The following is a 23,426-nucleotide window of genomic DNA, read 5'->3' on the forward strand; positions in this document are numbered from 1 at the left end:
GCGATGCCCGCACCGCTGCGTGACAGCGCAGTGCCCAAACACGAACAGCTGCGCGCGATTCTGCTCCAGAAGTGCACGCGCGAGCTGCAGCCGGGCGATCTGCTCACCAGCGAGCGCAATCTGATGCAGGACTACGGCGTCAGCCGGATCACCGTGCGCGAGGCGGTCGGTCAGCTGGTCAACGAAGGGTATCTGGTCCGGGTTCGCGGCAAGGGCACCTTCGTCGCGCACCGGCCGGTGCAATCGCGGCTGCACCTGGCCTCTTTCACCGAGGAGATGCGCGCGCTCGGCCACCATCCGACCACCCTGGTGCTCGTCGCCGAGGAGGCGATCGCACCCGAGGCCACCGCCCGCGGGCTGCGCCTGCCCCAGGGCGCGCTCGCCTACCACGTGCGGCGGTTGCGCCTGGCCGACGAAGATCCGGTCAGCGTCGACGATGCCTGGTTCAACCCCGAATTGGTCCCCGGCCTGATCTCGCACGACCTCACCTCATCGATCTACCGGACCACGGCCGATCGCTACGGCAGGCCGATCGAACGAGCCGTGCAGACGGTCGACGCCCAAGCCGCGGAGGCCGGTGTCGCGGCCCTGCTCGGCATCAAGAAGGGCGCTCCCGTACTGCATTTCGACCGCGTGTCGTTCAGCGCGGAGGTGCCGATCGAGCACACCCAGAGCTGGTACCGCGCCGACCGCTATCGCGTGCAGATGGAAGTGGGCCAGCGGCCGCAGTCGTAGCGGACCACGCCGATCCGGTGTGAAATCACCGTATTTCAGTTACCGTCTGGGTTGCTATCACAGCGAAGCGCTCGGAGGTATCACCCATGTCCATCCGTCAATCCACCGCCGCCAGAGCGGGCTTACTGGCCGTGCTCGCCGCGGGAACCCTGCTCGGCGCCGGCGGCACCGCCAACGCGGTCGGCAGCGCCGATTGGGACCTGCTCCCCTCCGGTTCGGTCGAGCTCGGCCCGCCCACCGGTAGTTCGATGGGCTCGGTCGACGTCGGCAGCGGCACCGGCTCGTTCGACGCCGATCTCGGTTCGAGCGCCCCCCGCCCGGTCTCGACGGGCTCGGCCGCGCTGCCGTTCTTCGCCCGCTGATCCACCCGAGCCGCCGTGGCCCAACAGTTCGGTCACGGCGGCCGGTCTCTTGTGGCACAGCCTGTTTCGGATCGGAAAAACCGGGCAAACGGCTTATGTGGGTGCCCACCGGTATTCCACAGTCCCGACACCGAACAAGGTGAGCTCTGATGATTCTTCTCGGCGCAGTACTTCTCATAGCCGGACTCGTTTTCGGCATCCCCCTTCTCAACACCGTGGGAGTCATCCTCCTGGTGGTCGGCGTAGCGCTGGCATTGATCGGCAGCACAGGTCGTGCAGTCGGCGGCCGTCGGCACTACTACTGACCATGCGCAGAATCCGTCGAAGTAGTAGTAGAGGACCGGTCATGACAGGCAGTAGTTCTCGCATCATTACGATCGTCGTGCTGGTGTGGTTGCTGATCGGAGTACTGGCCGCGGGTCAACGCGGTTACTACACCGAACGCGATCAGAACTGTGCGACTCTCGGCACCATCGCGGTGACCCTGATCGCGGGCCCACTGAACTATGTGGGCGCCAATCCGAAGGTCGACGACTGCGAGCTACCCCAGCCGAGCTGATGGATTCCGCCGTGGCCGATATCGGCCACGGCGGCCAATCCGTCAGTCCGGTCGACTCTCGCCGACCTCCAACTCGGCCAACCCGACCACGATCACCAATCCGGTGACCACCAAGGACACCGTCGCGATCAACGGCAGCAGCAATTGCACCGGAGTGACGCCGTCCACCACGGTCATCGGGTCGCCGTGGTGCACACGCATGGCCGCCATCGCCGTGTAGTGCATGCCGCACACCGCGATTCCCATGACCAGCGCGGCGCCTGTTGTCATCAGCAGGCCGCGCACGTGCAGCATGAACCACAGCGCCACCGTGGCCACGACCACGGCGATCACGATCGACAGCGCCATCAGCGCGGGCTCGTATTCGATGACGGCTCGGGCGCGTATCGCCCACATCCCCAGGTAATGCATGGCGGCCACCCCCAGTCCGGTGATCGCGCCGCCGAAGGGCAGTGTCACCCACTCGTTGCCCCCACCGGTGACGATGGTGAGCCCGATCAGCACCACCACGATCGCGATAACCGCACTGACCAGCGTCAACGGCACGTCGTAGCGGATGGGCGCACCGCCGATGCTGAACCCGAGCATGGCCGTGAAGTGCGTGACCCAGATGGCCGCTCCGCCCAGCCCCACGGCCGCGGCGACGAGCCAACCGAGCGGCGCGGCCGACGCCTTGGCGTGCACCGCGCACCGTAGCCCCAATACCGAGCCGATGAACGACAGGCCGAAGGCCAGCACCGGATTCATCCAGCCATTATTGAAGTGCTCGATATGAAGCACGCGCTTTTCCCCTGATCTACGCATTCAGATAATCGCTAGAGACTAAACCAATTGCGCAGACAGAACACCGCGACAGAGAATTCCACGCCACTATTTCAGCGCGAATACTCGCTCTCGAGAAATACGGACCGGTCGGAATTCCTATGAGTCATTCATTCTGCGAACGCGCACGAATCAAAGCGGCCAGCCGATCGAGGGATTCCTGGTTGCGCGCCGAGAAGAGCAGATCCTGCGCGACTCCCGGAATCAGCTGAGCGGGTCCGCTCCCGGCGCGTTCGACCATCCGGATCGTGGTGTGCCCCGGGGATCGCTCGACGAGGGTGAGCGTGATCCACGCCGAACCGACCGACCACAGCCGCGCCTCCAACTCGAGTCGATGCGGCGGGTCGATCGCGCGCACCACCGTCGCGTCGCTGATCAGCACCGGCCACAGCCCGAATCGGTAGTGGATGCGGCTGCCGATGGCAGGCCAGCCGGGGTCGACCTCGCGGATATGCGAGGCGCCGACCACCCAGCTCGCGTAGAGCCAGCCGTCGGCCAGGGTCGCGAACGCCCTCTCCGGCCGCACGGGGACGGTCACTTGGGCTGTCAACACGTCTGGTTTCCTCGTCCGTCGCGGGAGTCCGGTCACCACAGCCTAATTGGCGCGGCGCTGCTCGCCCCGCGTACCGCCGCGGCGATCACGGCGGCGCGCCCCGTCGTGCCGACGCCCGCCGCCGGAGGTGCTCGCGGCGGCCCGGCGGGTGCGGCACGCCGAACCCGCGACGATGCGGGAAAATTGCTGTCCACCGTTTCGACGTGGGATCGTTCCCTTATGTCCACCGAAGAAACCCGGCTCGGCGACCCGCCGAACCCTGCCGACAAGGCGGCCGAACGGACCGTGTTCGGTCACCCCATCGGGTTGACCAACTTGTTCGGCGTCGAGCTGTGGGAGCGTTTCTCCTTCTACGGCATGCTCACCATCCTGGGCTACTACCTCTACTACTCCACCACCGAGGGCGGCCTCGGCATCGCCCAGAGCACCGCGCTCGGCATCGTCGGCGCGTACGGCGGCCTGGTATACCTGTCCACCGTGCTCGGCGGCTGGATTGCCGACCGGGTGCTGGGGATGGAGCGGACGGTCTTCTACGGCGGCGTCGTGGTCGTGGCCGGACACCTCGCGCTGGCGGTGTTGCCCGGCTTGGCTGGCGTCGGCGTCGGCCTGGTGCTCGTCGCGCTCGGCAGCGGCGGGTTGAAGGCGAACGCGTCGTCGTTGCTCGGCACGCTCTACGCGCCCACCGACGCGCGGGTCGACGGCGGCTTCACGCTGTTCTATCTCGGCATCAATATCGGCGCCTTCTGCGGCCCGCTGCTGACCGGCCTGCTGCAGCGCGAGTGGGGATTCCACGTAGCCTTCGGTGCCGCGGCGATCGGCATGGCGCTCGGTCTGGCCCAGTACGTGATCTTCCGTCGCAACCTGGGCACCCACGGGCGCGAGGTGCCCAATCCCATCACCCGGCGCGAGCTCACCCCGATCCTGATCGGCGTCGCCGTCGCGGCCGTCGTGGTGCTGGTGGCCGTGCTGACGAAGCTGATCACCCTCGAGAATCTCTCCGACGTCACCACCGGCGTCATCGTGGTCGCCTCCGTCGTGTATTTCGCGGTGATGCTGCGCAGCGCCAAGGTGACGCAGGTCGAGCGGACGAGAGTGGTCGCCTTCATCCCGCTGTTCATCGCCAACGCCGTGTTCTGGTCGCTGTTCCAGCAGATGTTCACCATGCTCGCGGTCTATTCCGACGAGCGCGTGGACTGGCGGATCTTCGGCTGGGAGGCGCCGGCGAGCTGGATCGGTTCGGTCGAGCCGGTGTGGATCATCGCGCTCTCGCCGCTGTTCGCGCTGATGTGGACCAAACTCGGCAATCGCGCGCCGAGCACGCCGATCAAGTTCGCGCTCGGCGTGATCGGGATGGGCATCGCGTTCTGGTTGTTCGCGCTGCTCAGCGGTTTCGACGGCAAGACAGTGCCGGTGCTCGCGGTCTTCTTGATCCTCGGCGGCTTCGCGGTCTCGGAATTGCTGCTCTCGCCGATCGGTCTCGCGGTGACCACCCATCTCGCGCCCGCCGCGTTCCGCTCGCAGATGATGGCCCTGTATTTCTTCTCCGTCGGTATCGGCACGTCGATGGCGGGCACGCTCGCCCGGTTCTACAGCCCCGACAGCGAGATCGCCTACTTCGGGTTCAGCGGCGCCGCGGCCATCGCGGCCGGTCTCGTGGTCGTCGCGTGCTCGCCCTGGATCAAGCGCCGCATGCAGGGCGTGCACTGACCGATTTCCGGGTAATCCCCGATTACGTTTTTCGCAGCAGAAGGAGATATACCGTGCCGACACCGCAGGACGCTCCAGGCGTGGGCCGATCGCCCAGCCGCTGGGGCGGGTTGTTCCGCACCAAATCCGTCGAACAGTCGATTCTCGATACCGATGATCCCGATTCCAAACTCCGTAAAGATCTGACGGCCTGGGATCTCACGGTCTTCGGTGTCGCCGTTGTCGTCGGCGCGGGCATCTTCACCCTCACCGCGCGGACCGCGGGCAATGTGGCAGGCCCTTCGGTTTCGCTGGCCTTCGTTTTCGCGGCGATCGCGTGTGGTCTCACCGCGGTCTGTTACGCGGAATTCGCTTCGACCGTGCCCGTTGCCGGTAGTGCCTATACCTATTCCTATGCCACCTTCGGCGAATTGGTGGCGTGGATCATCGGCTGGGACCTGATCTTGGAATTCGCGCTCGCCGCGTCGGTGGTCGCGAAAGGCTGGTCGCAGTATCTCGGCACCGTATTCGGATTCGAGTCCGCCACTGTGCAATTGGGTTCGATCACCTTCGACTGGGGCGCGGTGTTACTGCTCGCCGTGCTCGGTGTGCTGCTCGCCATCGGCACCAAGGTGTCCTCGCGGGTGTCGGCGATCGCCGTGGCGATCAAGCTCGCGGTCATCGCGCTGGTGCTCGTTCTCGGCATCACCTATTTCAAGGCGTCCAACCTGAGCCCCTACATCCCGCCGTCGCAGCCCGCCGAGGAAAGCGCCAGTGGTCTGCACCAGACGCTGTTCCAATTCATCACCGGCGCGGGTGACACCAACTTCGGCTGGTACGGCCTGCTCGCCGCGGCCAGCATCGTGTTCTTCGCGTTCATCGGTTTCGACGTGGTGGCCACCGCCGCCGAGGAGACCAAGAACCCGCAGAAGGCGGTGCCGCGCGGCATCCTGGGTTCGCTGCTGATCGTCACCGTGCTCTACGTGGCGGTGACGCTGGTGCTCACCGGCATGGTGCCCTACACCGACCTGTCCGGCGAGAATGCCACGCTGGCAACGGCATTCCAGATCGTAGGCGTGGACTGGGCCAAGAACGTCATCTCCATCGGCGCCCTGGCCGGTCTCACCACCGTGGTGATGGTGCTGTTCCTCGGGCAGACCCGCGTGCTGTTCGCGATGTCGCGCGACGGCCTGCTGCCCCGCGGACTCGCCCACACCGGCAAGCGCGGCACGCCGGTGCGGCTCACCGCCATCGTCGGCGTGATCTGCTGTGTGCTGGCCGGTTTCGTCGACTTCGGCACGCTGGAGGAAATGGTCAACATCGGCACGCTGTTCGCCTTCGTGCTGGTCTCGGTCGGCGTCATCGTCCTGCGCCGCACCCGCCCCGACCTGCCCCGCGGCTTCCGCGTCCCGCTGGTCCCCTTCATCCCCATCCTGGCCGTCGCGGCCTGCCTGTGGCTGATGGTGAACCTCTCGGTGGAAACCTGGATGCGCTTCGTGATCTGGATGGCCATCGGCTTCGCCGTCTACTTCGCCTATGGCCGTCGACACTCCGTCCTCGGCAAAAAGAGCGCGAGTGCAGACTGACCAGCACCTTCGATGACATGATCGGTCCCGGCGTGGTCTGTTCCGACACGCCGGGCCGACCTTGTCGACCAACAGGATTCCGGTACACCCGTACGATTCGCTACGCTATCCGGGACGCCCCTATAGCCCAATTGGCAGAGGCAGCGGACTTAAAATCCGCACAGTCAGGGTTCGAGTCCCTGTGGGGGCACTCTTCATCGCAGGTCGTGGGCGCTATCTGCGCTTCTCCCCTGGTCAACTGGCCTGCTCGGTCCGCAGTGAGTCCGCAAGCGCTCGCGCGTCCTGCCCATAGCCGCCGCCGGTTCAAGAGCGTCTGCGACGGCAACCGGATGGCAGGGGTCGGTCCGCCGGACTGACCCCCAACCACTTCGGCGAGGGCTAGCCGACGGCTACCCGCCAGCCGTTTCCGTCACGCTTGCAGGTGTAGTTGGGGACATTGATGTCGCCCTGCGAAATACGCTCGTCGACCTTGCTGGTGTGGATGAAATATGCCCCTCGGGGCCTTGACACCCATGAAATTAGAGAGCGCCGCATACGTTCGACATGCGAAATCCTTAAGGTGCCAATCGCAGCGCAATGGGTATTGCTTTGTGCTCCAACGGCTTACACGGCAGCCGCTTTGGCGTCGGCCTCTCCGCCGGCTGGAAGCGAGGCGGATCACTCTGGGGTTCGGTGGGCACTCGGCGTAGGTTCATCGGTAGGTGAATCGTCGGCACGAAGGGGTGTTATCGATGCGGGTGGTCAAGCGGGTTCGGGGATACGCCGTGGTCATCGGGCAGGCTCGGCGTAATCGGGGGGATCTGGTGGGGTGGCTCGGGCGGCGGCCGCAGATCGCGGCGGCGACGCTGACCTATGAGACGGCGTTGTTGTTCAGCAACAAGCTCGATCCTCGACTCAAGGAGTTGGCCGAGCTCAAAACGGCGGGGCTGGTGGCTTGTCAGTTCTGTCTCGACATCGGGTCGGCGCTGGCGCATACGGCGGGGCTGACCGAGCAGCAGCTCGTCGATCTGCCTCGGTATCGGACCAGTGACGCCTATTCCGAGTTGGAGAAGCTGGTGATCGCGTTCGCGGAGGCGATGACGGTTACTCCGGCGGTCGATATCGACGAATTGCGGGAAACGCTGCTCACCCATCTGTCGAAGGCACAACTGGCCGAGTTGGCGGCGAGCATCGCGTGGGAGAACCAGCGGGCCAGGCTGAACCAGGGTCTCGGTGTGCAGCCGACGGGGATGGCCGATGGGCTGGCATGTGCGATGCCGGAACCACGACGAGCCCTGTAGAACGGCGACGACCGGACACACCAGTGACGGTCCACCTCTACGTGGCGTGTGACGCTGCCATGGGGTGCACTATGTTGATCGCGAGCCGGCCACGGTGACGTGGGCGCGCGGGATTCTTCGATAGTTCGCCAGTTCGAGCTCAGCGAGGGGATCGTCATGCATTCGGTCGGCGCATTGATCGTTCGTGTCTGTTGCGTGGTGGCAACGGTGGGGTTCGCCGCGCCCGCGTCCGCGGATCCACCGGACTCGGCCCTGTGCGCGTGGCGGTTCATGTCCAACAGCACCGTGCTGAATGTGGCTTTCCCCGATGCGAATTCGACGTATTGGCTGATGCCCTATGCACTGGGGCCGGGTGATTCGATCGAGTTGTCGGGTACCTATCCGGCCGCACGGTATTTCTCGTTGAACACCTACGGGACCGACCTCGACACCGTGGACACATTGCGCGACGACCAGATCGCCGCCGACCCGGGCAGTGCCAATCCGTTCGTCGATGCCGACGCCGCATCGCTGCCCGCCTCGCAGCGACGCTGGCATGCCACGTTGGTCAACGGTCCGGCCGACCACAGTCGCAACGAGATTCAGGCTGTCGCGAACGGTCAGAGCTCGCCGATCGGCTTCGTCATCGTCCGTGTCTATGTTCCGACCGACCCGGCTTCGCTCAGTGGCGGCGTCGCGCTGCCCGATGTGACGCTGTCGATCGCGGGCGCCGACGTGCCCACCCAGCCGTGCGCGCAGCCCTTCGACCCGGCTGCGTACACCGGTCCCGTCGCCGACGCGGCAAAATCCGCCTTCGACCGGGCGATCGCCGGAGCGGCCTCGGGCGCGTTCCCCGGCAATACACCGGAGGCGACGTTCAGCAACCCGGCGAGCACCTCCGGGCTCTTCCCGAACGGCGACAACAAATACATCGGAACGCGGATCAGCTATCAGCCGGGACGCTTGCTGGTGGTGCGTGGCAAGGCGCCGATCTGCCCGAATACCCGTGCGGGACAGTCACCTACCGATCCGAGCCAGCAGGTGCGGTACTGGTCGATGTGCCAGAACGACCTGCGCTCGCCCTACCCCGTTGTCGCCTGCGCGGCCGACTTCCAGACCGCGATCGACGGGTCCGGCTACTACACCTACATTGTCGCCGCACCCGCGGACGTGCCCGCGAATCTCGACTCGAGTGTGACGGTGATTCCCTGGGGCAGCACCGACGTGGACAAGGTGCTGTTCCTGCGGAACATGACCCCGAGCGCGGCGTTCTATCCGAATTCGATCCAGGCGTCCCAGGACTCCGGCGACGACCCGGCTACCACGATGGGCCCCTACTACCCGAGAACCGCCTATTGCAGCACCGAGACGTTCACGACAGGCGGCGCCGAAGCCTGCCTCGGCGCCTGAGGTGGCTACGCGCAGTTCGGGGCAGGGGCGTCCACGAAGAGGGGTTCGTTCGCGAGGTTGACATACGCGACGTACAGCTCGGCGGGCTCGTTGCCGAGGTTGCGGCCCACATGGACATGGTCAGGGCCCACGGTCTCGGACAGTCCCTGGCCCGCGGAGTACGTGGTCGGCACGCAGTCCGTCTCGTATCGGGTCACCTGGCCCGCCGTGATCACCGCGAGAACGTTGCCGTCGTGGTAGTGCCAGCCGAGGGTGCCCCCGGGCGCGATGGTGATCCGCCGGAAGGTGAACTTGCTCGGCAAGGAGGCGAAGGGGCTGAACGCGCTGACGTCGACCTGAGTCAGCGGTTCGACGGTCACACCGGAGGCCGGGGTGGCCGCAGTCGACGGCGCGAGGGCGACGACCGCGGCGACGACCACCACGGCGCCGGCGAAAGCATTCCGGTGGATGCGCATCTTCGCAGTATACGAGCGAACTGCCGGCTACCCGGCGGTCAGACCCTTGGCGATGTGGGTGACCTGGATTTCGTTGCTGCCCGCGTAGATCATCAGCGACTTGGCGTCGCGGGCCAACTGTTCGACCTTGTACTCGGCCATGTACCCGTTGCCGCCGAACAGCTGCACGGCCTCCATCGCGACCTCGGTGGCGGCGCGAGAGGAGTAGAGCTTCATCGCCGAGGCCTCGGCGAGGGTCACCTTGTCGCCGGCCGCGGTGCGCTCGATGGCGTTGAACACCATGTTCTGCACATTGATTCGCGCGATCTCCATCTCGGCGAGCTTGAGCTGGATGAGCTGGAACTGCGCGATCTCCTTGCCCCACAGCGTGCGGGACTTGGCGTAATCGACGCACAGGCGGTGACATTCGTTGATGATGCCCAGTGCGAGGGAGGCGATGCCGATGCGTTCGGCCGCGAAAGACTCCTTGGCACTGTCTTTTCCGTCGCCCTTGGCCGGGTTCTCGGTTTCGCCCAGCAGCCGGTCGGGGGTGATGCGGACGTTCTCGAAGAACAGCTCGCCGGTGGGCGAGGAGTTCATGCCCATCTTCTTGAACGGCGGGCTCTGCACGAAACCGGGCATGCCCTTGTCCAGCACGAACGGCAGCACCTTGCGGTCGCGGCGGTCGGTGCCGTCCTCTTCGTCCAGCTTGGCGTAGACGACGGTGACGTCGGCGTACGGCCCGTTGGTGATGAACGTCTTGCGACCGTTGAGGATGTAGTCCTCGCCGTCACGGCGCACATAGGACTTCATGCCGCCGAACGCGTCGGAGCCCGAATCGGGTTCGGTGATGGCCCAGGCGCCGACCTTCGCCATGGTGACCAGTTCGGGCAGCCAGCGCTTCTTCTGCGCGAGGGTGCCGCGACTGCGGATGGTGCCCACGGTGAGACCGAGGCTCACCCCCATGGAGGCCACCAGCCCGAGGCTGACGGCGGCGAGCTCACTGTTGAGGACCACCCCCATGCTGCCCGCACCGCTGAAACCGCCGCCCGACTTACCGGAGCCGGTGGTGCCGGCCTCTTCGCGGGTGAGCGCCTTCGCGAGCCCGTCGCGCGCCATCTCGTCCAGCCCGAAGGTGGCGTACAGCTTGCGGATGATGTCGAACGGCGGCAGCGCGCCACTCTCCAGCTGGTCGACGTGCGGGGTGACCTCCTTGGCGATGAAGCCGCGCACAGCGTCGCGGAACATCAGGTCTTCGTCTGACCACTGGTACATATCTGGACTCCCGAGGGATCGCCGGAACTTTCCCTCGAATATAGAACACGTTCTAGTTCGGCGAGGCGAAGGTGCGGGTGATCACCGGGGCGACGAACTCCTCGAGCATGGCCCGTTCGTCGGCGGCATCGCGGCCGGGAGCCGACAGCAGCGAGACGATGACGCGGGTGAGCCAGCGGGCCAGCCGGCTGCGTTCCGGGTCGGTCAGGTCCGCGGGGCCGAAGATGGTCGCGGCCAGGGATTCGATGACGTCGGAGTCCTGGCTGATGCGCCCTGCCGTACCGGAGTCGGCGGGGCGGAACCAGGCGATGAGCAGGGGGTTGGCGCGGACCTCCGCGACCGCGCCGAGCATCGCGGCGATGATGCGTTCTCCGGGGTCGGCGATGTCGCGGAACCGCTCGTCGAGCTGGGCGACGATGCGGCGGGTCTCGCGGTGCACGAACGCCAGACGCACCGCGTGCCGGTTGTCGAAATAGCGGTACAGCGTGGCGCGGGAGCAGCCCGCGGCCTTGGCGATGTCGGCCATGCCGACCGCGGCCACCCCGTGCTCGGCGAACAGTTCGGCGGCAGCGTCGATGATGCGCTCGGCGGCCAGGTCCGCCCGATCGGCGCCCAGCCAGTCACCGCTCATGCTGTTTCCCCGCGGCATCCTCGGACGCCCTGCGTGGTTGCGCGGGCTACCGACTCCGGGCACTGACCGCTCATGCCGAGCCCTCCGCGCGGAACGGCACCGAGACCGGCCAGCGCACGTAGTTGCCCTGCGACCACTGCACCGCGTCTAGGTCGACGGTGAAGTCGGGGCAGCGAGTGAGCAGTTCCTCGAGTGCGACGCGCGCCTGCATGCGGGCGGCGGCGGCGCCGAGGCAGTGGTGGTGGCCGTGGCTGAAGCTGAGAATACGCTTGGGGTTGCGCCGGATATCGAGTTCGGCTGCAGTGGGGCCGAATTCGCGTTCGTCGCGGTTGCCCGAACCGTAGAGCAGCAGCACGCGGCGGCCCTCCGGGATGACGGTGTCGTGCAGTTCGACGTCGCGGGTGGTGGTGCGCGCCAGGCCCTGCACCGGTGAGGTCATCCGGAGGAACTCCTCGATGGAGTCCGGAATGAGCGAGGGATCGTCGATGAGCAGCCGTCGCTGGTCGGGGGCGGCGGTGAGCAGCTGGACCGCTCCGCCGAGATTGCCGGTTGTGGTGTCGTTGCCGCCGGTGATCATCGTGAACGCGAAGCCGAGGATCGCGACCAGACCTTCGTTGTCGCCGTCGGCGCCGAGACCGGAGGCCAGCAGGTGCGAGATGGTGTCGTCGCCCGGTTCGACTCGACGACGGGCGATCAATTCACTGAAATAGCCGACCATTTCGCCCACCGCGGTGAAGGCGTTCTGGTCGCCCGCGGCAAGCCCGGCCCCCGCGACCGCGCCACCGACGATGTTCTCGGTCCACGCGTCGAACTTCTCGTGATCCTGTTCCGGCACACCGAGATAGTGGGCGACCACCATGGTGGGCAGCGGCTTGAACAAGTCCTTGACGATGTCACCCTCCCCCGCCGCGCGCAGCCGCTCGATGCGTTCGACGATGAATCTGCGCACTGCGGGCTCGACCGAATTCACCTGGCGCGGAGTGAATCCCGGTGAAACCCGACGCCGGAAATCGGTGTGCTCCGGCGGGTCCATGAAGACGAACGGCTTGACGGCGCCGAATCCGGCGGCGACCAGGTCGACGTAGTCGACGGTCAGTCCCGACGCGGAGGAGAAGGTCGCGGGGTCGCGCGCCGCCATCCACACGTCCGCATGCCGGGACAGCACGTAGAAGTCGTTGTCCTCCTGCCCGGCGGGGATCGCTCGGTGAACAGGGTCGTGATCACGCAGTGCGGAATACATGGACCAGGGATCGCGCCAAGTGTCTCCGGAGCGGAGTTCGAATCGCACCGAATGAGACGTCGCTGTGCTCATGACTCTATGGTGAGACATATGAACTGCTTTGTCTAGTAGCGCTGGCTCCCCGTCCGGGTAACCGCAGGTCGAACTCTTGCGCGCTACCGTGGACTGATGAGTAGTCGACGAGTCTCCGGGGGCGTGGTGCACGAGTTGCCCGCCGATCTGCGTGCGGCACTGCTCGCCAACTCCGTAGCGCTCGACGCCTGGCAGGACATCACGCCGCTGGCCCGCAACGAGTTCATCTGCTGGGTCGAGGACGCCAAGCAGAACGCGACTCGTGAACGACGGATTCGACGCACCCAGGAGGAGCTGGAAGAAGGGCAACGGCGGCCGTGCTGCTGGCCGGGCTGCAAGCATCGCGAACGCACCGGCAGCTAGCACCGCACGACCGGTATACACACATTGGTGTGTATAGTTTGATCTATGGCGAGACTCAATGTGTACGTACCGGATGAGCTGGCCGAACGCGCCAGAGCAGCCGGGGTCAATGTTTCGGCGCTGACTCAGGCAGCGATTGTGGCCGCACTCGAAACGAATGCGACGTCGGCATGGTTGGCCGATCTCACCGATCGCCCCGAAATTCCACATGACCGCGTACTGGCGGCGGTCGACGCGGCCAGAGACGAGTTCGACCAGTGAGCGAGGCCGAGCAGATCGTCCTCGATGCCAGCGCCATGGTCGATCTACTCGTTCGCAACGACCGGACCGACGCGGTCAGCAAGCGGATCTCGGCAGCCGTCCTGCACGTGCCTGCACACTTCGACGTGGAGGTACTCTCCGCGCTCGGCAGACTGAATCGGGCTGATCTGGTGTCCGCTGCCGAGGTCGAGACCGCGCTCGGTCGTCTTGCGAGAGCTCCGTTGACCCGACACCATGTCGTGAACCTGACGACGGGCGCCTGGAATCGCCGAGCTGCGATCAGGCTCGCCGACGCACTCTATGTAGAACTCGCGGAGCAGTTCGAGATGCCGCTCGTCACAACGGACGGTCGACTGGCGCGGGCTTACCCGGGAGCCGAGCACATCGGCGACGAGGCGGGTGGGCCGCAGTCGGAGTCGGCCCCTTAGCGGTTACGCGCGGGCCCAGGTGATCGCGGCGAACGTCAGGCCGCGGCGTTCACGATCGACATGGCGATGCCGTCGAGGATGTCGTGTTCGCTGACGATGAGTTCGGAAACTCCCGCGCGCTCGGACAGTTCGTCGGCGAGAACCTCGGTGATCACCGCGCCGCCGCCGATCACGTCGACCCGACCCGGATGCATCGGGCCGAGGGCGGCGCGTTCGTCGTGGTTCATGCCGATCAAGCGGTCACAGACCTGGTGGACCTCGGCCAGACTCAGGCGGGTGAGATGCACTCGCGCGGAATCGTATTCGGGGAGGTCGAGGGCGACGGCGGTGATCGTGGTCATCGTGCCTGCCACGCCGACCCAGGTGTGCACCTTGTCGACGGGGACCTTCGCGAAAGCCTCGTCGAGCTTCTGCTGGGCGAATTCCCTTGCGGCAGAGACCTGGTCGGCGGTGGGTGGGTTGCCCGCCAGACAACGTTCGGTGATGCGGACACAGCCGATATCCGCGGAATAGGCTGCCTGGACGCCGTTCTCATCACCGACGACCAGCTCGGTCGAGCCGCCGCCGAGATCTACCACGACGAAAGGTCCGGCGTCAGCGGCCAATTCGCCGACGGCGCCGGCGAAGGACAGCCGCGCCTCTTCGTCGCCGGTGATCACTTCGGCGACCGCGTCGGGCACTACGCGGCCGAGTTCGGTGCGGGTCATCGAGAAGAAGTCGTCACGGTTGGCGGCATCACGGGTGGCGGAGGTGGCGACCATACGCACGCGCGAAACACCCTGCGCCACCATCACATCGACGTAATCGGACAACGCGAGGCGCGTGCGTTCGATGGCTTCGGGCGCGAGACGGCCGGTGGCGTCCACCCCCTGGCCGAGGCGCACGATGCGCATCTCCCGGTGCACGTCGGTGAGCCCGCCGTCGGCCCCCACCTCGGCGATCAGCAGGCGGATCGAGTTGGTGCCGCAGTCGACTGCGGCGATGCGCTCACTCATGGTGTCCTCCAGAGGTCTCGACCCGCGCACGGGCACTGACCGCGATTATGCCTGTTCGTCGGGTGTGCTCGTGGCAGGCCAGTCGGCGGGGATCGCGGTACCGCGGAAACCGGCGTCGGCGGCGAGGGCGACGGCCTCGTCCCCGAAGGGGTTCAGACCGGGTCCCTTGGCGAGCGAATGCGCGATCAGCACGTGCAGGCACTTGACCCGGTCGGGCATCCCGCCACCGGTGAAATCGGTGCCGAGCGACTCGATTTCATTACGTTCGGCCAGGTAGCTCTCGTGCGCGCGCCGGTAGGCGGCGGCCAATTCGGGATCGGTGGCGAGGCGTTCGGTCATCTCGCGCATCACCCCGGCCGATTCCTGCCTGCTCGCCTCGGCGGTGAGCCGGGGGTCGGTCAGGTAGTAGAGCGTCGGGAACGGGGTGCCGTCGGGCAGGCGCGGCGCGGTCTTCACCACGGCGGGCAGGCCGTCGGGGGTGCGGTAGGCGACTTCGAGCACGCCGCGAGGCTCGCGACCCAACTGCTTCGCGATGATCTCGAGGTCGTCGGCGTTCGGTGTCGTCACCGTGGTCCTTCCGGGGCTGGTTCGGAGATGCTGCGCCACAGGTCGGTGTACCAGGGGTCAGGCGCCGCTGTTCGGGTGCTCATCGGCGGCGGCGCTGGTGCCTCGATGCCGGGAATCTGCACGATGTAGGGGGTTTCGCCGGGCATCACCAGGCGCAGGCGGTCGCGCGCTTCGGAGCGGATGTAGGCCGGATCCTGTTGTTGCGCACGACGATTACGCAGGTCGGCCAGGTCGGCTTCGAGTTCGGTCCGCTGCTTGGCCAGTGCCACGGCTTCGGCGCGCTGGCTGAAGTAGGTGCGCGTCGGCACGGCCAGGGTCAGTGCGAGACCGCACAGCACCGCCGCCAGGATCACCGCCTTACCGGTCGAGAGACCGAGGATGGTGTGCTCGCTGCGTTCCAGCTTGCCGCTGGACTTACGGGGAGCACCCGTGGGTTGCGGGTGCCGCCGCGTCGGGCGCTTGGCCGCGGTGGGGCGGCCGGGCGTGTCGAGGCTGGGGCGGGAGCGCGCGGCCCGCGACGTGCGCCGGTCACCTCGTCCACCTGGACTGGTCCCACGCGCACGTCGCTCGGTCATTCGCTACCGCCCCTGCACTGCCTTCAGAATTCGCCGGTGAAACGCGGGAAGGCCACGTCACCCGCGTAGCGTGCCGAATCACCGAGGGCGTCCTCGATGCGCAGCAGCTGGTTGTACTTGGCGACCCGCTCGGAGCGCGCGGGGGCACCGGTCTTGATCTGGCCCGAACCCACGGCGACCGCGAGGTCGGCGATGGTGGTGTCCTCGGTCTCGCCCGAACGGTGCGACATCATGGTCTTGTAACCATTGCGGTGCGCCAGCTCGACGGCGTCGAGGGTCTCGGTCAGCGTGCCGATCTGGTTGACCTTCACCAGCAGCGCGTTGGCCGCGCCCTTGGCGATGCCCTCTTCGAGGCGCTCGGGGTTGGTGACGAACAGGTCGTCACCAACCAGCTGCACCTTGTCGCCGATGGAATCGGTCAGCGCGACCCAGCCGTCCCAGTCGTCTTCCGACAGCGGGTCCTCGATGGAGACCAGCGGGTACCGGGTGAGCAGATCCGCGTAGAACTCGCCCATCTCGGCGGCGGTGCGGACCTTGCCCTCGAACTTGTAACCCTCGCCCTCGGTGTAGAACTCGGTGGCGGCCACGTCGAGCGCCAGCGCCACATCGGTGCCGAGCTTGTAGCCCGCGCGCTCGATGGCGACGCTGATCAGGTCGAGAGCCTCCACGGTGCCCGCGACGTCGGGGGCGAAGCCGCCCTCGTCACCGAGGCCGGTGGACAGGCCCTTCTCCTTCAGCACGGCCTTGAGCGAGTGGTACACCTCGGTGCCCCAGCGCAGCGCCTCGCGGAAGGTGGGCGCGCCGATCGGGGCGACCATGAATTCCTGCACGTCCACGCCGGTGTCGGCGTGCGCGCCACCGTTGAGGATGTTCATCATCGGGACCGGCAGCACGTGGGCGTTCGGGCCGCCCAGGTAGCGGAACAGCTCGAGACCCGAGGACTCGGCGGCACCGCGTGCCACGGCCAGCGATACACCGAGCAGGGCGTTGGCGCCGAGGCGGGACTTGTCGGGGGTGCCGTCCAGATCCAGCAGGACCTGATCGACGGTGCGCTGCTCCACGGCGTCGAGGCCGATGATGGCGGGCGCGATCTCGTCGAGGACGCCCTCGACGGCCTTGGTCACACCCTTGCCGCCGTAGCGGTCGCCGCCGTCACGCAGCTCGACGGCCTCGTGCTCGCCGGTGGACGCACCGGAAGGTACGTCTGCCCTGGTCAGGGTGCCGTCGTCGAGGGCGATCTCGACCTCGACAGTGGGATTGCCGCGCGAATCCAGAATCTCGCGAGCTCCGACCTGTTCGATAATGGCCACGAAAACTGCTCCTTACGACGGAAGGCACGGTAGGTATCACGGGAAAGGGCCGTGCGGTGCCGAGCCTATCGTCTCGGCGGAGTGTGGAGTAACCGGCACTCCGGGCCGTGCGCAACTACACGCGGCGGCCGATGCTGTATATGGCGGCGCGATCGCGCACCACATGCATGTATTTGTTCGACTGGTTGTAGGCGAACAGGGCGCGCTGCCAGCCGTCGGCCGAGGTCAGGTCGCCGCCGCGAGTGCAGAGGTAGCGGGCGGCGGTGAGGGCGGCGTCGTCGATGTTCTGCGGGTCGGCCACGCCGTCGCCGTTGGCGTCGACGCCCCAGCGCTTCCACGTTTCGGGGATGAACTGCAGCGGGCCCACCGCGCGGTCGTAGGTGGTGTCGCCGTCGAGTCTGCCGCCGTCGGTGTCGCGGATGTCGGCGTTGCCCTTGGTGCCGTCGAGGGCGACGCCGATGATCGCCGGGCGCACCGTCCCGTCGGCGTCGACGCCCGCGCCGCGATGGGTGCCGTGCCCACTCTCCACGCTGGCGATGCCGGCGATGGTGGTCCAGGCGATCCCGCATTCGGGCTTCGACTTCGCCAGCACGGCGGCGGCGTAGCCATAGGCCTCCAGGGCGACCGGCTCGATGCCGATCGCCCCGGACTGCTCGTCGGCCCAGCCGCGCAACTGCTCGGCCGCGCGGCCGGGCGCGTCGACATCGATCACGGGCAGCGCGACTCCCGGCCCCGGCGGCATGTCGTCGGGGATCGACGCGAGCGAACTGCACCCCGATAGAAGGGCGCTGATCGCCACGGCGGCGAGTACGCCGACCTTCTGCACTGACATCTGTTCAATCATCCAGATCCAGCAGTGTTTCTGCACATCTCACAGGGAGTTCTCAGCTCCGTGTCGCCGCGATTCCGGCCGGACCGAGGCGGTATCAGCCGAGTAGCGCGGCGGTGGCTCGGTGGGTCGGGGTGGTGAGAACTGTTTCCGGGGTGCCTGATTCGACGATTCGGCCGTGGTCGAGGACGAGGAGGTCGGTGCAGTGGCCGCGGACCAGGGTCATGTCGTGGCTGATCAGGATGACCGCGGTGCCGTGGTCGGCGCGGAGTCGGTCGAGCAGGGCCATGATGGCGGCGGCGGTGTCGGTGTCGAGGGCGGTGGTGATCTCGTCGCAGATCAGGACCGCGGGGTCGGCCGCGAGTGCGCGGGCCAGGGCGACTCGTTGGCGCTGGCCGCCCGAGAGTTGGTGGGGGTGGCGGTCGGCGAGGTCGGCGGGGAGATCGACGGCGGCGAGCAGGGCGGTGACGCGGGGGCGGATGTCGGGTCCGGCGACCCGCGCGATGCGGCGCAGCGGACGTGCCAGGGTCTGCTCGACGGTGCGTCGCGGATTCAACGCGGCCCGAGGGTTCTGTGGGACGAACTGAATACCGTTGGCACCGAGACGGATTCGCCGCCGCCTCCCTACCGGAACCCGCACACCACCCAACTCCAGCGATCCGACGGCATCAGCGTGCAAACCCGCGATCACCCGCGCGAGCGTGGTCTTTCCCGCCCCTGAGGGTCCCACCACAGCGAGGGCGGCACCTGCGGGCACGCGGAAACCGATGCTCTCGAGCACCGTGTGGCCGCCCGCGTCCGCGTTGATCCCCCTCGCGTGCAGAGCGATTACCTCGGTGAGGTCAGGATTCAGCGCCCGTCCCGAGTCAGCAATGCCGCGTGCCGCAACCCGGGACGGTGGGTCGGCCCGTCGGCGGCCGGTTCTCGAACGCCCATCGGTCGGGTGCTCGCGGTCGGCGGAATCAGCCACTACTTCGTCCGTCCCCCCACTGACCGCCTCGGGCTCGGCGATGCTGTCGGCGCCGGTGACCGCGCGCACGGACGGCGGAAGGCTGTTGCCTACCGAACCAGCTACGGCGGCCCCGACATTCATCGATCGATCGCCGGGCGGGTGGAGTTCGATCACGGTATCGGCGATGGCGTTGATCGCCTCGGTGTCGTGGCCGGAGAGGAGCACGGTGGTGTGGTGCTCGGTGGCGAGGGTCGAGATCAGCTGGGCTATTTCGGTGCGAAGAGTGCCGTGCAGGCCCGCGAGTGGTTCGTCGAGTACGAGGATGCGGGGGCGGCGCAGGATGGCGCGGGCCAGCGCGACCCGGCGTTGCTGGCCGCCGGAGAGCCGAGCGCAGCGGCGGCGGAGATGGGTGGGGTCGAGGCCTACTTGTTCGAGGACGGCCAGGCGGTCGGCGGCGGAGGCGTCGGGCGCCGCCTCTGCCAGGACTGCCCGGACGCGGAGCAACGGGTTGAGTTCGGAGCCGGGATCCTGGCCCACATAGGCGATCTGTCCACGGCGGAATGCGCGCAGCGCGCCCGCGTCGAGCGCGAACACATCATGTCCCGCGACGAGTACCCCGCCCTGCCTACTGGCACCGGCGGGCAGATGCCCGAGCAGCGCACGCATCGCCGTCGACTTCCCCGACCCCGACGCCCCCGTCAGCGCGGTGACAGTCCCGGTTCTCAACCGAAACGACACCGGTGTCAGCAAAACCGCCCCGCTGTCGGCGACAACGCTGAGCCCGTCCACCACCACCGCGTCCGTCGAATCCACCACCGAGATACCACATCCCGCCGACCGCTCGGACTCGCCAGGCCTCCGATCCCCAGAGTGCCCGGCGTCCGCAGCACTCGCGCCCCCGCGCACTTCCCGCTCGCTCGATCCCCTGACGCCGAGGGCGTTCCGCCCACCCTTAGCAAAACCCGCCGCCTCGATCACATCCGGCGCGGCCGTCCGGCGGGTCCTCGGCCTACCGGTCACCACCAGATTCACGCCGACCGCCACGATCGCGATGGCAGCGCTCGGCGCCAGGACGGCCCAGGGATTCAAGAGCAGCCCAGAGGCGTTGTCCCGGACCATGATCGCCCAGTTGTCGGCCCCGAGCGCCGACACGCCGAGGAAGGCGATGGTGCTGACGAGATAGATCGCGACGACGAAGCGGAGGCCGAGTTGTGTGGTGAAAACTGCGCGGAGGTTGGGCAGGATCTCACGGAAGACCAGATGGGACAGAGATTCTCCACTGGAGACGGCCGCTTCGACGTAGCCCGACGCGGCGATGGTCGACGCGGCGGCCGCGAAGATTCTGGCGCAGTAGGGAACTCCGAAGAGCAGCGAAACCGCGATCAGCGCGGTGATGCCACCCTGGGGCCAGGCGGTGAGAACCAGCAGGATGCCGAGGACCGCGGGCAACAGGATCACCAGGTCGCCGCAGAGTTCGATGACCCGGCCCGCGCGCGGCCGAACGGCGGCAATCGCGCCGAGGACGGCCGACAGCACGGTCACCGCCACCGCGATCACCGCGGAGACGGCCAGCAGCTGGGTGCCGCCGGTGAGCAGATGGCTGAGCACATCCCGGCCCAGCCGATCGGTCCCGAGCAGCGCTGCCCCACCCGGCCGCGCAAACGGCATCCCTACCGCCGCATCCGCCGAATAAGGCGCGAACAACGGCCCCACCACCGCGAGCAACCCAACAACCCCCACACCGACCCCCGCGAACCACGACCCCCACGCGATACCGGACTTGGACGCATGTTCACCAGGCCCTGACGGAGACATCGGCCGAGAAGGAAAATCCACCACGGCCTGATGATCTTGATCTGCGGTGCGCGAATCCTGCTGCACTAGTAGGCCTTTCGGGTGGTCACTGGGTGCGGCCCGTCGCCCATGCTCTGGCCAGGTCGGCGACGGCTAGCAGCACCATGATGACGATCGCCGTCAGGGCGACCACCGCGGCGACCATGGTGGCGTCACGGTCGGCGACGGACCCGGCGAGAACAGCGCCGATACCGGGGTAGTTGAAGAGCGTCTCGACCACCAGGGCGCCGCCGAAGAGCATGCCGACCGAGGTCGCGTATCCGGCGACGATGGTCGGCGCGGCGAACGGCAGCATGTGCCGGAACAGGATCGTGCGGGTGGGGAGTCCGTCCAGCACCGCGCTTTCCACATGGGGCGCGGCACCCACATCGAGCAGGGCCGAGCGCACGACCCGAGCGTTCCAGCCGATCTGCGGAATCGCCAACGCCAGTACCGGGAGCACCAGCATCTCGGGACCGATGGGGAAACCGGAGCGGCCCGTGATGGTCACGGCCGGAAGCCACCCGGTGGCCAGGGAGAACATCAGGATCAACAAGGTGCCGCCGACGAATTCCGGCACGGCCACGGCAATCGTGCTGACAGGCTGCAGAATTCGGGAGCCGAGCGCGGTCGGACGCATCGCCCACCAGCAGCCGAGCCCCAACGACAAGGCGATGGTCAGCAGCAAGGCGAGCCCACCCAGCAGCAGCGTCTGCGGGAACTTGTCGGCCAGCAGGGCACCGATCGAGTTCCCGCGCGCGGTCTGCCCGAAATCTCCGGTGAGCACCCCACCGATCCAGTCCAGGAACTGCACCGGTAACGCACGATCCAGGCCGAGCTCGTGCTCTTTCGCCGCGAGCGCGGCCGGATCCGCGTCCCTGCCGAGCGCCGCGCGTGCCGCGTTGCCCGGCAGCAGATCCACCGCGACGAACACGACGGCCAGCAAGGTCACCAGGAGCGCGATCCGCCGGAACATCGGCAGGGCGAAGGTTTTCATGACACTCACGCCAACCAGGCACGTTCCAGCTGAACGCGCGCGAACCCGCCGAGCGTCGGCAGATCACGCACCGTCGCCGCGGCGATGTCGACACCGTCGGCCATGCCCCACACCAGATAGCCGCCGCGCTCGAACTCGATGCGCTGCAGTTCGCGCACCGCACGGGTGTACTCGTCACCGGACGCGGCGAGAGCCTTCGCGTCGGCGGCGTCGAATTCCGGGTCACGGAAAGCGGTTTCGTTGCGGTTGGAGCCGGACGTCATCAGCTTGTCGGCCAGGAACACCACCGAGTCGTTGGTCCCCCACGACACCGTGTACAGCAGCGCGTTGAGCCAGGTCCGGTCGTAGAACGCCGCCGATTCCACCACCTGCACGTCGAGCCGGACACCGATCTCGGCGAGCTGGGTGGCGATCACCTTCGCCGATTCGACCTCGCCGGGCACCTCGGCCTTCGTCACGAACGGGTAGCTGCGCCCGGTGTCGAAATTCGCCTCGCGCAGCAGAGCTTTCGCGCGCTCGACATCGCGGTCACGACGCAGCGCGCTGTCGTAGAGCGGGTCGGCGGTACCGAGAACATCGGCGGCGACGGTGCCGTAGCCGGAGTGCACCTGGTTGACCAGCGCTGTCCGGTCGACGCCGAGACGCAGCGCGGTGCGCACCCTGGCATCGGCGAACGGGCCGTCGGCGACCCGCATCGCCACACCGAGCATGGTGTCGTCGGCACGCCGGATCACTTGGAGGTCACCGCGCCCCGCGGCGGTACGCCCGGCGATCGCGCCCACGTTGGAGGCGAGGTCGATCTGGCCGCCCAGTGCGGCATTGCCCAGCGCGGTGACGCTGTCGAACATCGTCACCTCGATGGCGTCGAGCAGGGGCGGCGTGCCGTGCCAGCGCTCGTTGCGCACCAGCCTGGCGTTGCCGCCCTGATAGGACTCGAGCCGGAACGGCCCGGTGCCGATCGCGGCGGCGAAGTCGGTGGTGTCCTTCGGCACAGTGAAAGTCATCAGCCGAAGCAGCAGTGGCAGTTGGGTATTGGGTGCGGGCAGCGTGAACACGACGCGATTCGGGCCGTCGGCGACGATGTCGTTCTCGGCCACCGGCATCTTCGAGGCGCCACCGACCGAGCGCAGGCGCCGCATCGACCACACCACGTCGTCGGCGGTCACCGGCGCACCGTTGTGGAAGGTCGCGCCCTCGGCGATGGTGAAGGTCCAGCGGCGGTTGTCCTGGCTCGGCTCCCAGCGCGCGGCCAGGCGCGGGGCGACCGTCGGGTCCGCGCCGGGCACGGTGAGCGCGTCGTAGACGAGCGAGGCGATGAGAAAGTCGCTGTCGTTGCTGAGATTCGCGTGCGGATCGCGTTCGCTGCGGGCCGCGGTGCCGAGCGCCCCGACGCGCAGAGTGCCACCGCGTTGCGCGGTGGTGGATCGATCATCACCGGCGCATCCGGCGGCCAGCAGTAACGCGGTGACGCCGATGCCGGACTGGAAGAGCTGCCTGCGAGTGAAACCCATCGTGTTGCCTCCTCGAACCGCGTGCGCCGAAACCCCTTTCCCGGCGCCGCAAACCAGGCGAGGCTAGCCTAAAAGCCGTGTCGAGTGGGGAGCTTCACATCGACCGTCACCGAACCGCAGCGACCTGACGACACCCCGGTCAGCGTTCACTTCCACCGCCCGGGTAGAACGCTAGGTTATA

Annotated in this window: 26 protein-coding genes and 1 tRNA gene; 12 read left to right on the plus strand and 15 right to left on the minus strand. The window is 67.3% G+C overall.

The genetic code is table 11. The features are described 5' to 3' along the window. Positions 1-3: 3 nt before the first annotated feature. The 4 genes from QX204_RS26930 (at position 4) to QX204_RS26945 (ending at position 1,656) form a co-directional block, all read left to right on the plus strand. Positions 4-735, plus strand: a complete 732-nt coding sequence (locus tag QX204_RS26930) for a GntR family transcriptional regulator (RefSeq protein ID WP_301903315.1) — start codon at positions 4-6, stop codon at positions 733-735. Between the two features lie 86 nt (positions 736-821). After that, positions 822-1,097 carry a hypothetical protein gene (locus tag QX204_RS26935; protein WP_301903317.1) on the plus strand — a complete coding sequence of 92 codons (276 nt, stop codon included), beginning with the start codon at positions 822-824 and terminating at the stop codon, positions 1,095-1,097. Positions 1,098-1,246: 149 nt separating this feature from the next. Beyond that, positions 1,247-1,402 carry a DUF6131 family protein gene (locus tag QX204_RS26940; RefSeq protein ID WP_165610278.1) on the plus strand — a complete coding sequence of 52 codons (156 nt, stop codon included), beginning with the start codon at positions 1,247-1,249 and terminating at the stop codon, positions 1,400-1,402. Positions 1,403-1,443: 41 nt separating this feature from the next. After that, the gene (locus QX204_RS26945; RefSeq protein WP_301903319.1) at positions 1,444-1,656 is read left to right on the plus strand and encodes a hypothetical protein; all 213 of its coding nucleotides are present in this window, start codon (positions 1,444-1,446) and stop codon (positions 1,654-1,656) included. 42 nt (positions 1,657-1,698) lie between these two features. Here QX204_RS26945 and QX204_RS26950 read toward each other — a convergent pair whose 3' ends face one another. Together QX204_RS26950 and QX204_RS26955 are read right to left on the minus strand one after the other, a co-directional pair. Further along, on the minus strand, positions 1,699-2,403 hold the full coding sequence (locus QX204_RS26950) for an MHYT domain-containing protein (protein WP_301903320.1): 705 nt from the start codon (positions 2,401-2,403) through the stop codon (positions 1,699-1,701). Between the two features lie 181 nt (positions 2,404-2,584). Continuing rightward, on the minus strand, positions 2,585-3,031 hold the full coding sequence (locus QX204_RS26955; RefSeq protein ID WP_301903322.1) for an SRPBCC family protein: 447 nt from the start codon (positions 3,029-3,031) through the stop codon (positions 2,585-2,587). 219 nt (positions 3,032-3,250) lie between these two features. Between QX204_RS26955 and QX204_RS26960 the strand changes: the two genes are divergently transcribed. From QX204_RS26960 to QX204_RS26970, 3 genes are all read left to right on the plus strand, one after another. Then, entirely contained in the window at positions 3,251-4,738 is a 1,488-nt protein-coding gene (locus tag QX204_RS26960) for a peptide MFS transporter (protein WP_301903324.1), read from the plus strand. Positions 4,739-4,791: 53 nt separating this feature from the next. Continuing rightward, positions 4,792-6,303 carry an APC family permease gene (locus QX204_RS26965; RefSeq protein ID WP_301903326.1) on the plus strand — a complete coding sequence of 504 codons (1,512 nt, stop codon included), beginning with the start codon at positions 4,792-4,794 and terminating at the stop codon, positions 6,301-6,303. A gap of 116 nt (positions 6,304-6,419) precedes the next feature. Beyond that, positions 6,420-6,493: transfer RNA gene (locus QX204_RS26970), tRNA-Leu, on the plus strand. Positions 6,494-6,681: 188 nt separating this feature from the next. On the opposite strand, the gene QX204_RS26975 is transcribed toward QX204_RS26970, so the two are convergent. Further along, positions 6,682-6,813: a hypothetical protein gene (locus QX204_RS26975; protein WP_301903327.1), complete on the minus strand. Its 132-nt coding sequence runs from the start codon at positions 6,811-6,813 to the stop codon at positions 6,682-6,684. 221 nt (positions 6,814-7,034) lie between these two features. On the opposite strand from QX204_RS26975, the gene QX204_RS26980 reads away from it, so the two are divergent. Both QX204_RS26980 and QX204_RS26985 read left to right on the plus strand, forming a co-directional pair. Continuing rightward, positions 7,035-7,583, plus strand: a complete 549-nt coding sequence (locus QX204_RS26980) for a carboxymuconolactone decarboxylase family protein (RefSeq protein ID WP_301903329.1) — start codon at positions 7,035-7,037, stop codon at positions 7,581-7,583. Positions 7,584-7,739: 156 nt separating this feature from the next. Then, positions 7,740-8,972 carry a hypothetical protein gene (locus QX204_RS26985; protein ID WP_301903331.1) on the plus strand — a complete coding sequence of 411 codons (1,233 nt, stop codon included), beginning with the start codon at positions 7,740-7,742 and terminating at the stop codon, positions 8,970-8,972. A 5-nt stretch (positions 8,973-8,977) separates the two neighbouring features. On the opposite strand, the gene QX204_RS26990 is transcribed toward QX204_RS26985, so the two are convergent. From QX204_RS26990 to QX204_RS27005, 4 genes are all read right to left on the minus strand, one after another. Further along, positions 8,978-9,427, minus strand: a complete 450-nt coding sequence (locus tag QX204_RS26990; protein ID WP_301903333.1) for a cupin domain-containing protein — start codon at positions 9,425-9,427, stop codon at positions 8,978-8,980. 27 nt (positions 9,428-9,454) lie between these two features. Further along, positions 9,455-10,681, minus strand: a complete 1,227-nt coding sequence (locus tag QX204_RS26995; RefSeq protein WP_301903335.1) for an acyl-CoA dehydrogenase family protein — start codon at positions 10,679-10,681, stop codon at positions 9,455-9,457. Between the two features lie 52 nt (positions 10,682-10,733). Continuing rightward, on the minus strand, positions 10,734-11,312 hold the full coding sequence (locus QX204_RS27000) for a TetR/AcrR family transcriptional regulator (protein ID WP_301903337.1): 579 nt from the start codon (positions 11,310-11,312) through the stop codon (positions 10,734-10,736). Positions 11,313-11,382: 70 nt separating this feature from the next. Further along, positions 11,383-12,624, minus strand: a complete 1,242-nt coding sequence (locus QX204_RS27005; protein WP_301903339.1) for a cytochrome P450 — start codon at positions 12,622-12,624, stop codon at positions 11,383-11,385. A 96-nt stretch (positions 12,625-12,720) separates the two neighbouring features. Here QX204_RS27005 and QX204_RS27010 point away from each other — a divergent pair, with 96 nt between their 5' ends. Genes QX204_RS27010 through QX204_RS27020 form a run of 3 tightly spaced genes read left to right on the plus strand, consistent with a single transcriptional unit; the run spans position 12,721 to position 13,676 of the window. After that, positions 12,721-12,987 (plus strand): YdeI/OmpD-associated family protein, encoded by a 267-nt coding sequence (locus QX204_RS27010; RefSeq protein ID WP_301903341.1) that lies wholly within the window; start codon positions 12,721-12,723, stop codon positions 12,985-12,987. Positions 12,988-13,032: 45 nt separating this feature from the next. Continuing rightward, positions 13,033-13,248 (plus strand): type II toxin-antitoxin system CcdA family antitoxin, encoded by a 216-nt coding sequence (locus tag QX204_RS27015; protein ID WP_301903343.1) that lies wholly within the window; start codon positions 13,033-13,035, stop codon positions 13,246-13,248. A 35-nt stretch (positions 13,249-13,283) separates the two neighbouring features. Further along, complete coding sequence (locus QX204_RS27020; RefSeq protein ID WP_367620207.1) at positions 13,284-13,676, plus strand: type II toxin-antitoxin system VapC family toxin; 393 nt, start codon at positions 13,284-13,286, stop codon at positions 13,674-13,676. 35 nt (positions 13,677-13,711) lie between these two features. Here QX204_RS27020 and QX204_RS27025 read toward each other — a convergent pair whose 3' ends face one another. The 8 genes from QX204_RS27025 to QX204_RS27060 all read right to left on the minus strand — a co-directional run bounded on the left by QX204_RS27025 (position 13,712) and on the right by QX204_RS27060 (position 23,245). Continuing rightward, on the minus strand, positions 13,712-14,671 hold the full coding sequence (locus tag QX204_RS27025; protein WP_301903347.1) for a Ppx/GppA phosphatase family protein: 960 nt from the start codon (positions 14,669-14,671) through the stop codon (positions 13,712-13,714). A 45-nt stretch (positions 14,672-14,716) separates the two neighbouring features. Continuing rightward, positions 14,717-15,238 carry a DUF501 domain-containing protein gene (locus QX204_RS27030; protein WP_301903348.1) on the minus strand — a complete coding sequence of 174 codons (522 nt, stop codon included), beginning with the start codon at positions 15,236-15,238 and terminating at the stop codon, positions 14,717-14,719. Continuing rightward, positions 15,235-15,813 carry an FtsB family cell division protein gene (locus QX204_RS27035; RefSeq protein ID WP_301903350.1) on the minus strand — a complete coding sequence of 193 codons (579 nt, stop codon included), beginning with the start codon at positions 15,811-15,813 and terminating at the stop codon, positions 15,235-15,237. The genes QX204_RS27030 and QX204_RS27035 overlap by 4 nt, the downstream gene beginning before the upstream one ends. A 23-nt stretch (positions 15,814-15,836) precedes the next feature. Beyond that, entirely contained in the window at positions 15,837-17,123 is a 1,287-nt protein-coding gene (gene eno, locus QX204_RS27040) for a phosphopyruvate hydratase (protein ID WP_301903351.1), read from the minus strand. Between the two features lie 115 nt (positions 17,124-17,238). Further along, on the minus strand, positions 17,239-17,955 hold the full coding sequence (locus QX204_RS27045) for a lytic transglycosylase domain-containing protein (protein ID WP_301903352.1): 717 nt from the start codon (positions 17,953-17,955) through the stop codon (positions 17,239-17,241). Positions 17,956-18,049: 94 nt separating this feature from the next. Further along, entirely contained in the window at positions 18,050-20,572 is a 2,523-nt protein-coding gene (locus QX204_RS27050) for an ABC transporter ATP-binding protein/permease (RefSeq protein WP_301903353.1), read from the minus strand. 232 nt (positions 20,573-20,804) lie between these two features. After that, positions 20,805-21,734, minus strand: coding sequence for an ABC transporter permease (locus QX204_RS27055; protein ID WP_301908129.1), 930 nt, complete (start codon positions 21,732-21,734; stop codon positions 20,805-20,807). 5 nt (positions 21,735-21,739) lie between these two features. Then, the gene (locus tag QX204_RS27060; protein WP_301903354.1) at positions 21,740-23,245 is read right to left on the minus strand and encodes an ABC transporter substrate-binding protein; all 1,506 of its coding nucleotides are present in this window, start codon (positions 23,243-23,245) and stop codon (positions 21,740-21,742) included. Positions 23,246-23,426 lie beyond the last annotated feature (181 nt).

Source organism: Nocardia sp. PE-7, assembly GCF_030486425.1.
GTDB classification, from domain to species: domain Bacteria; phylum Actinomycetota; class Actinomycetes; order Mycobacteriales; family Mycobacteriaceae; genus Nocardia; species Nocardia salmonicida_A.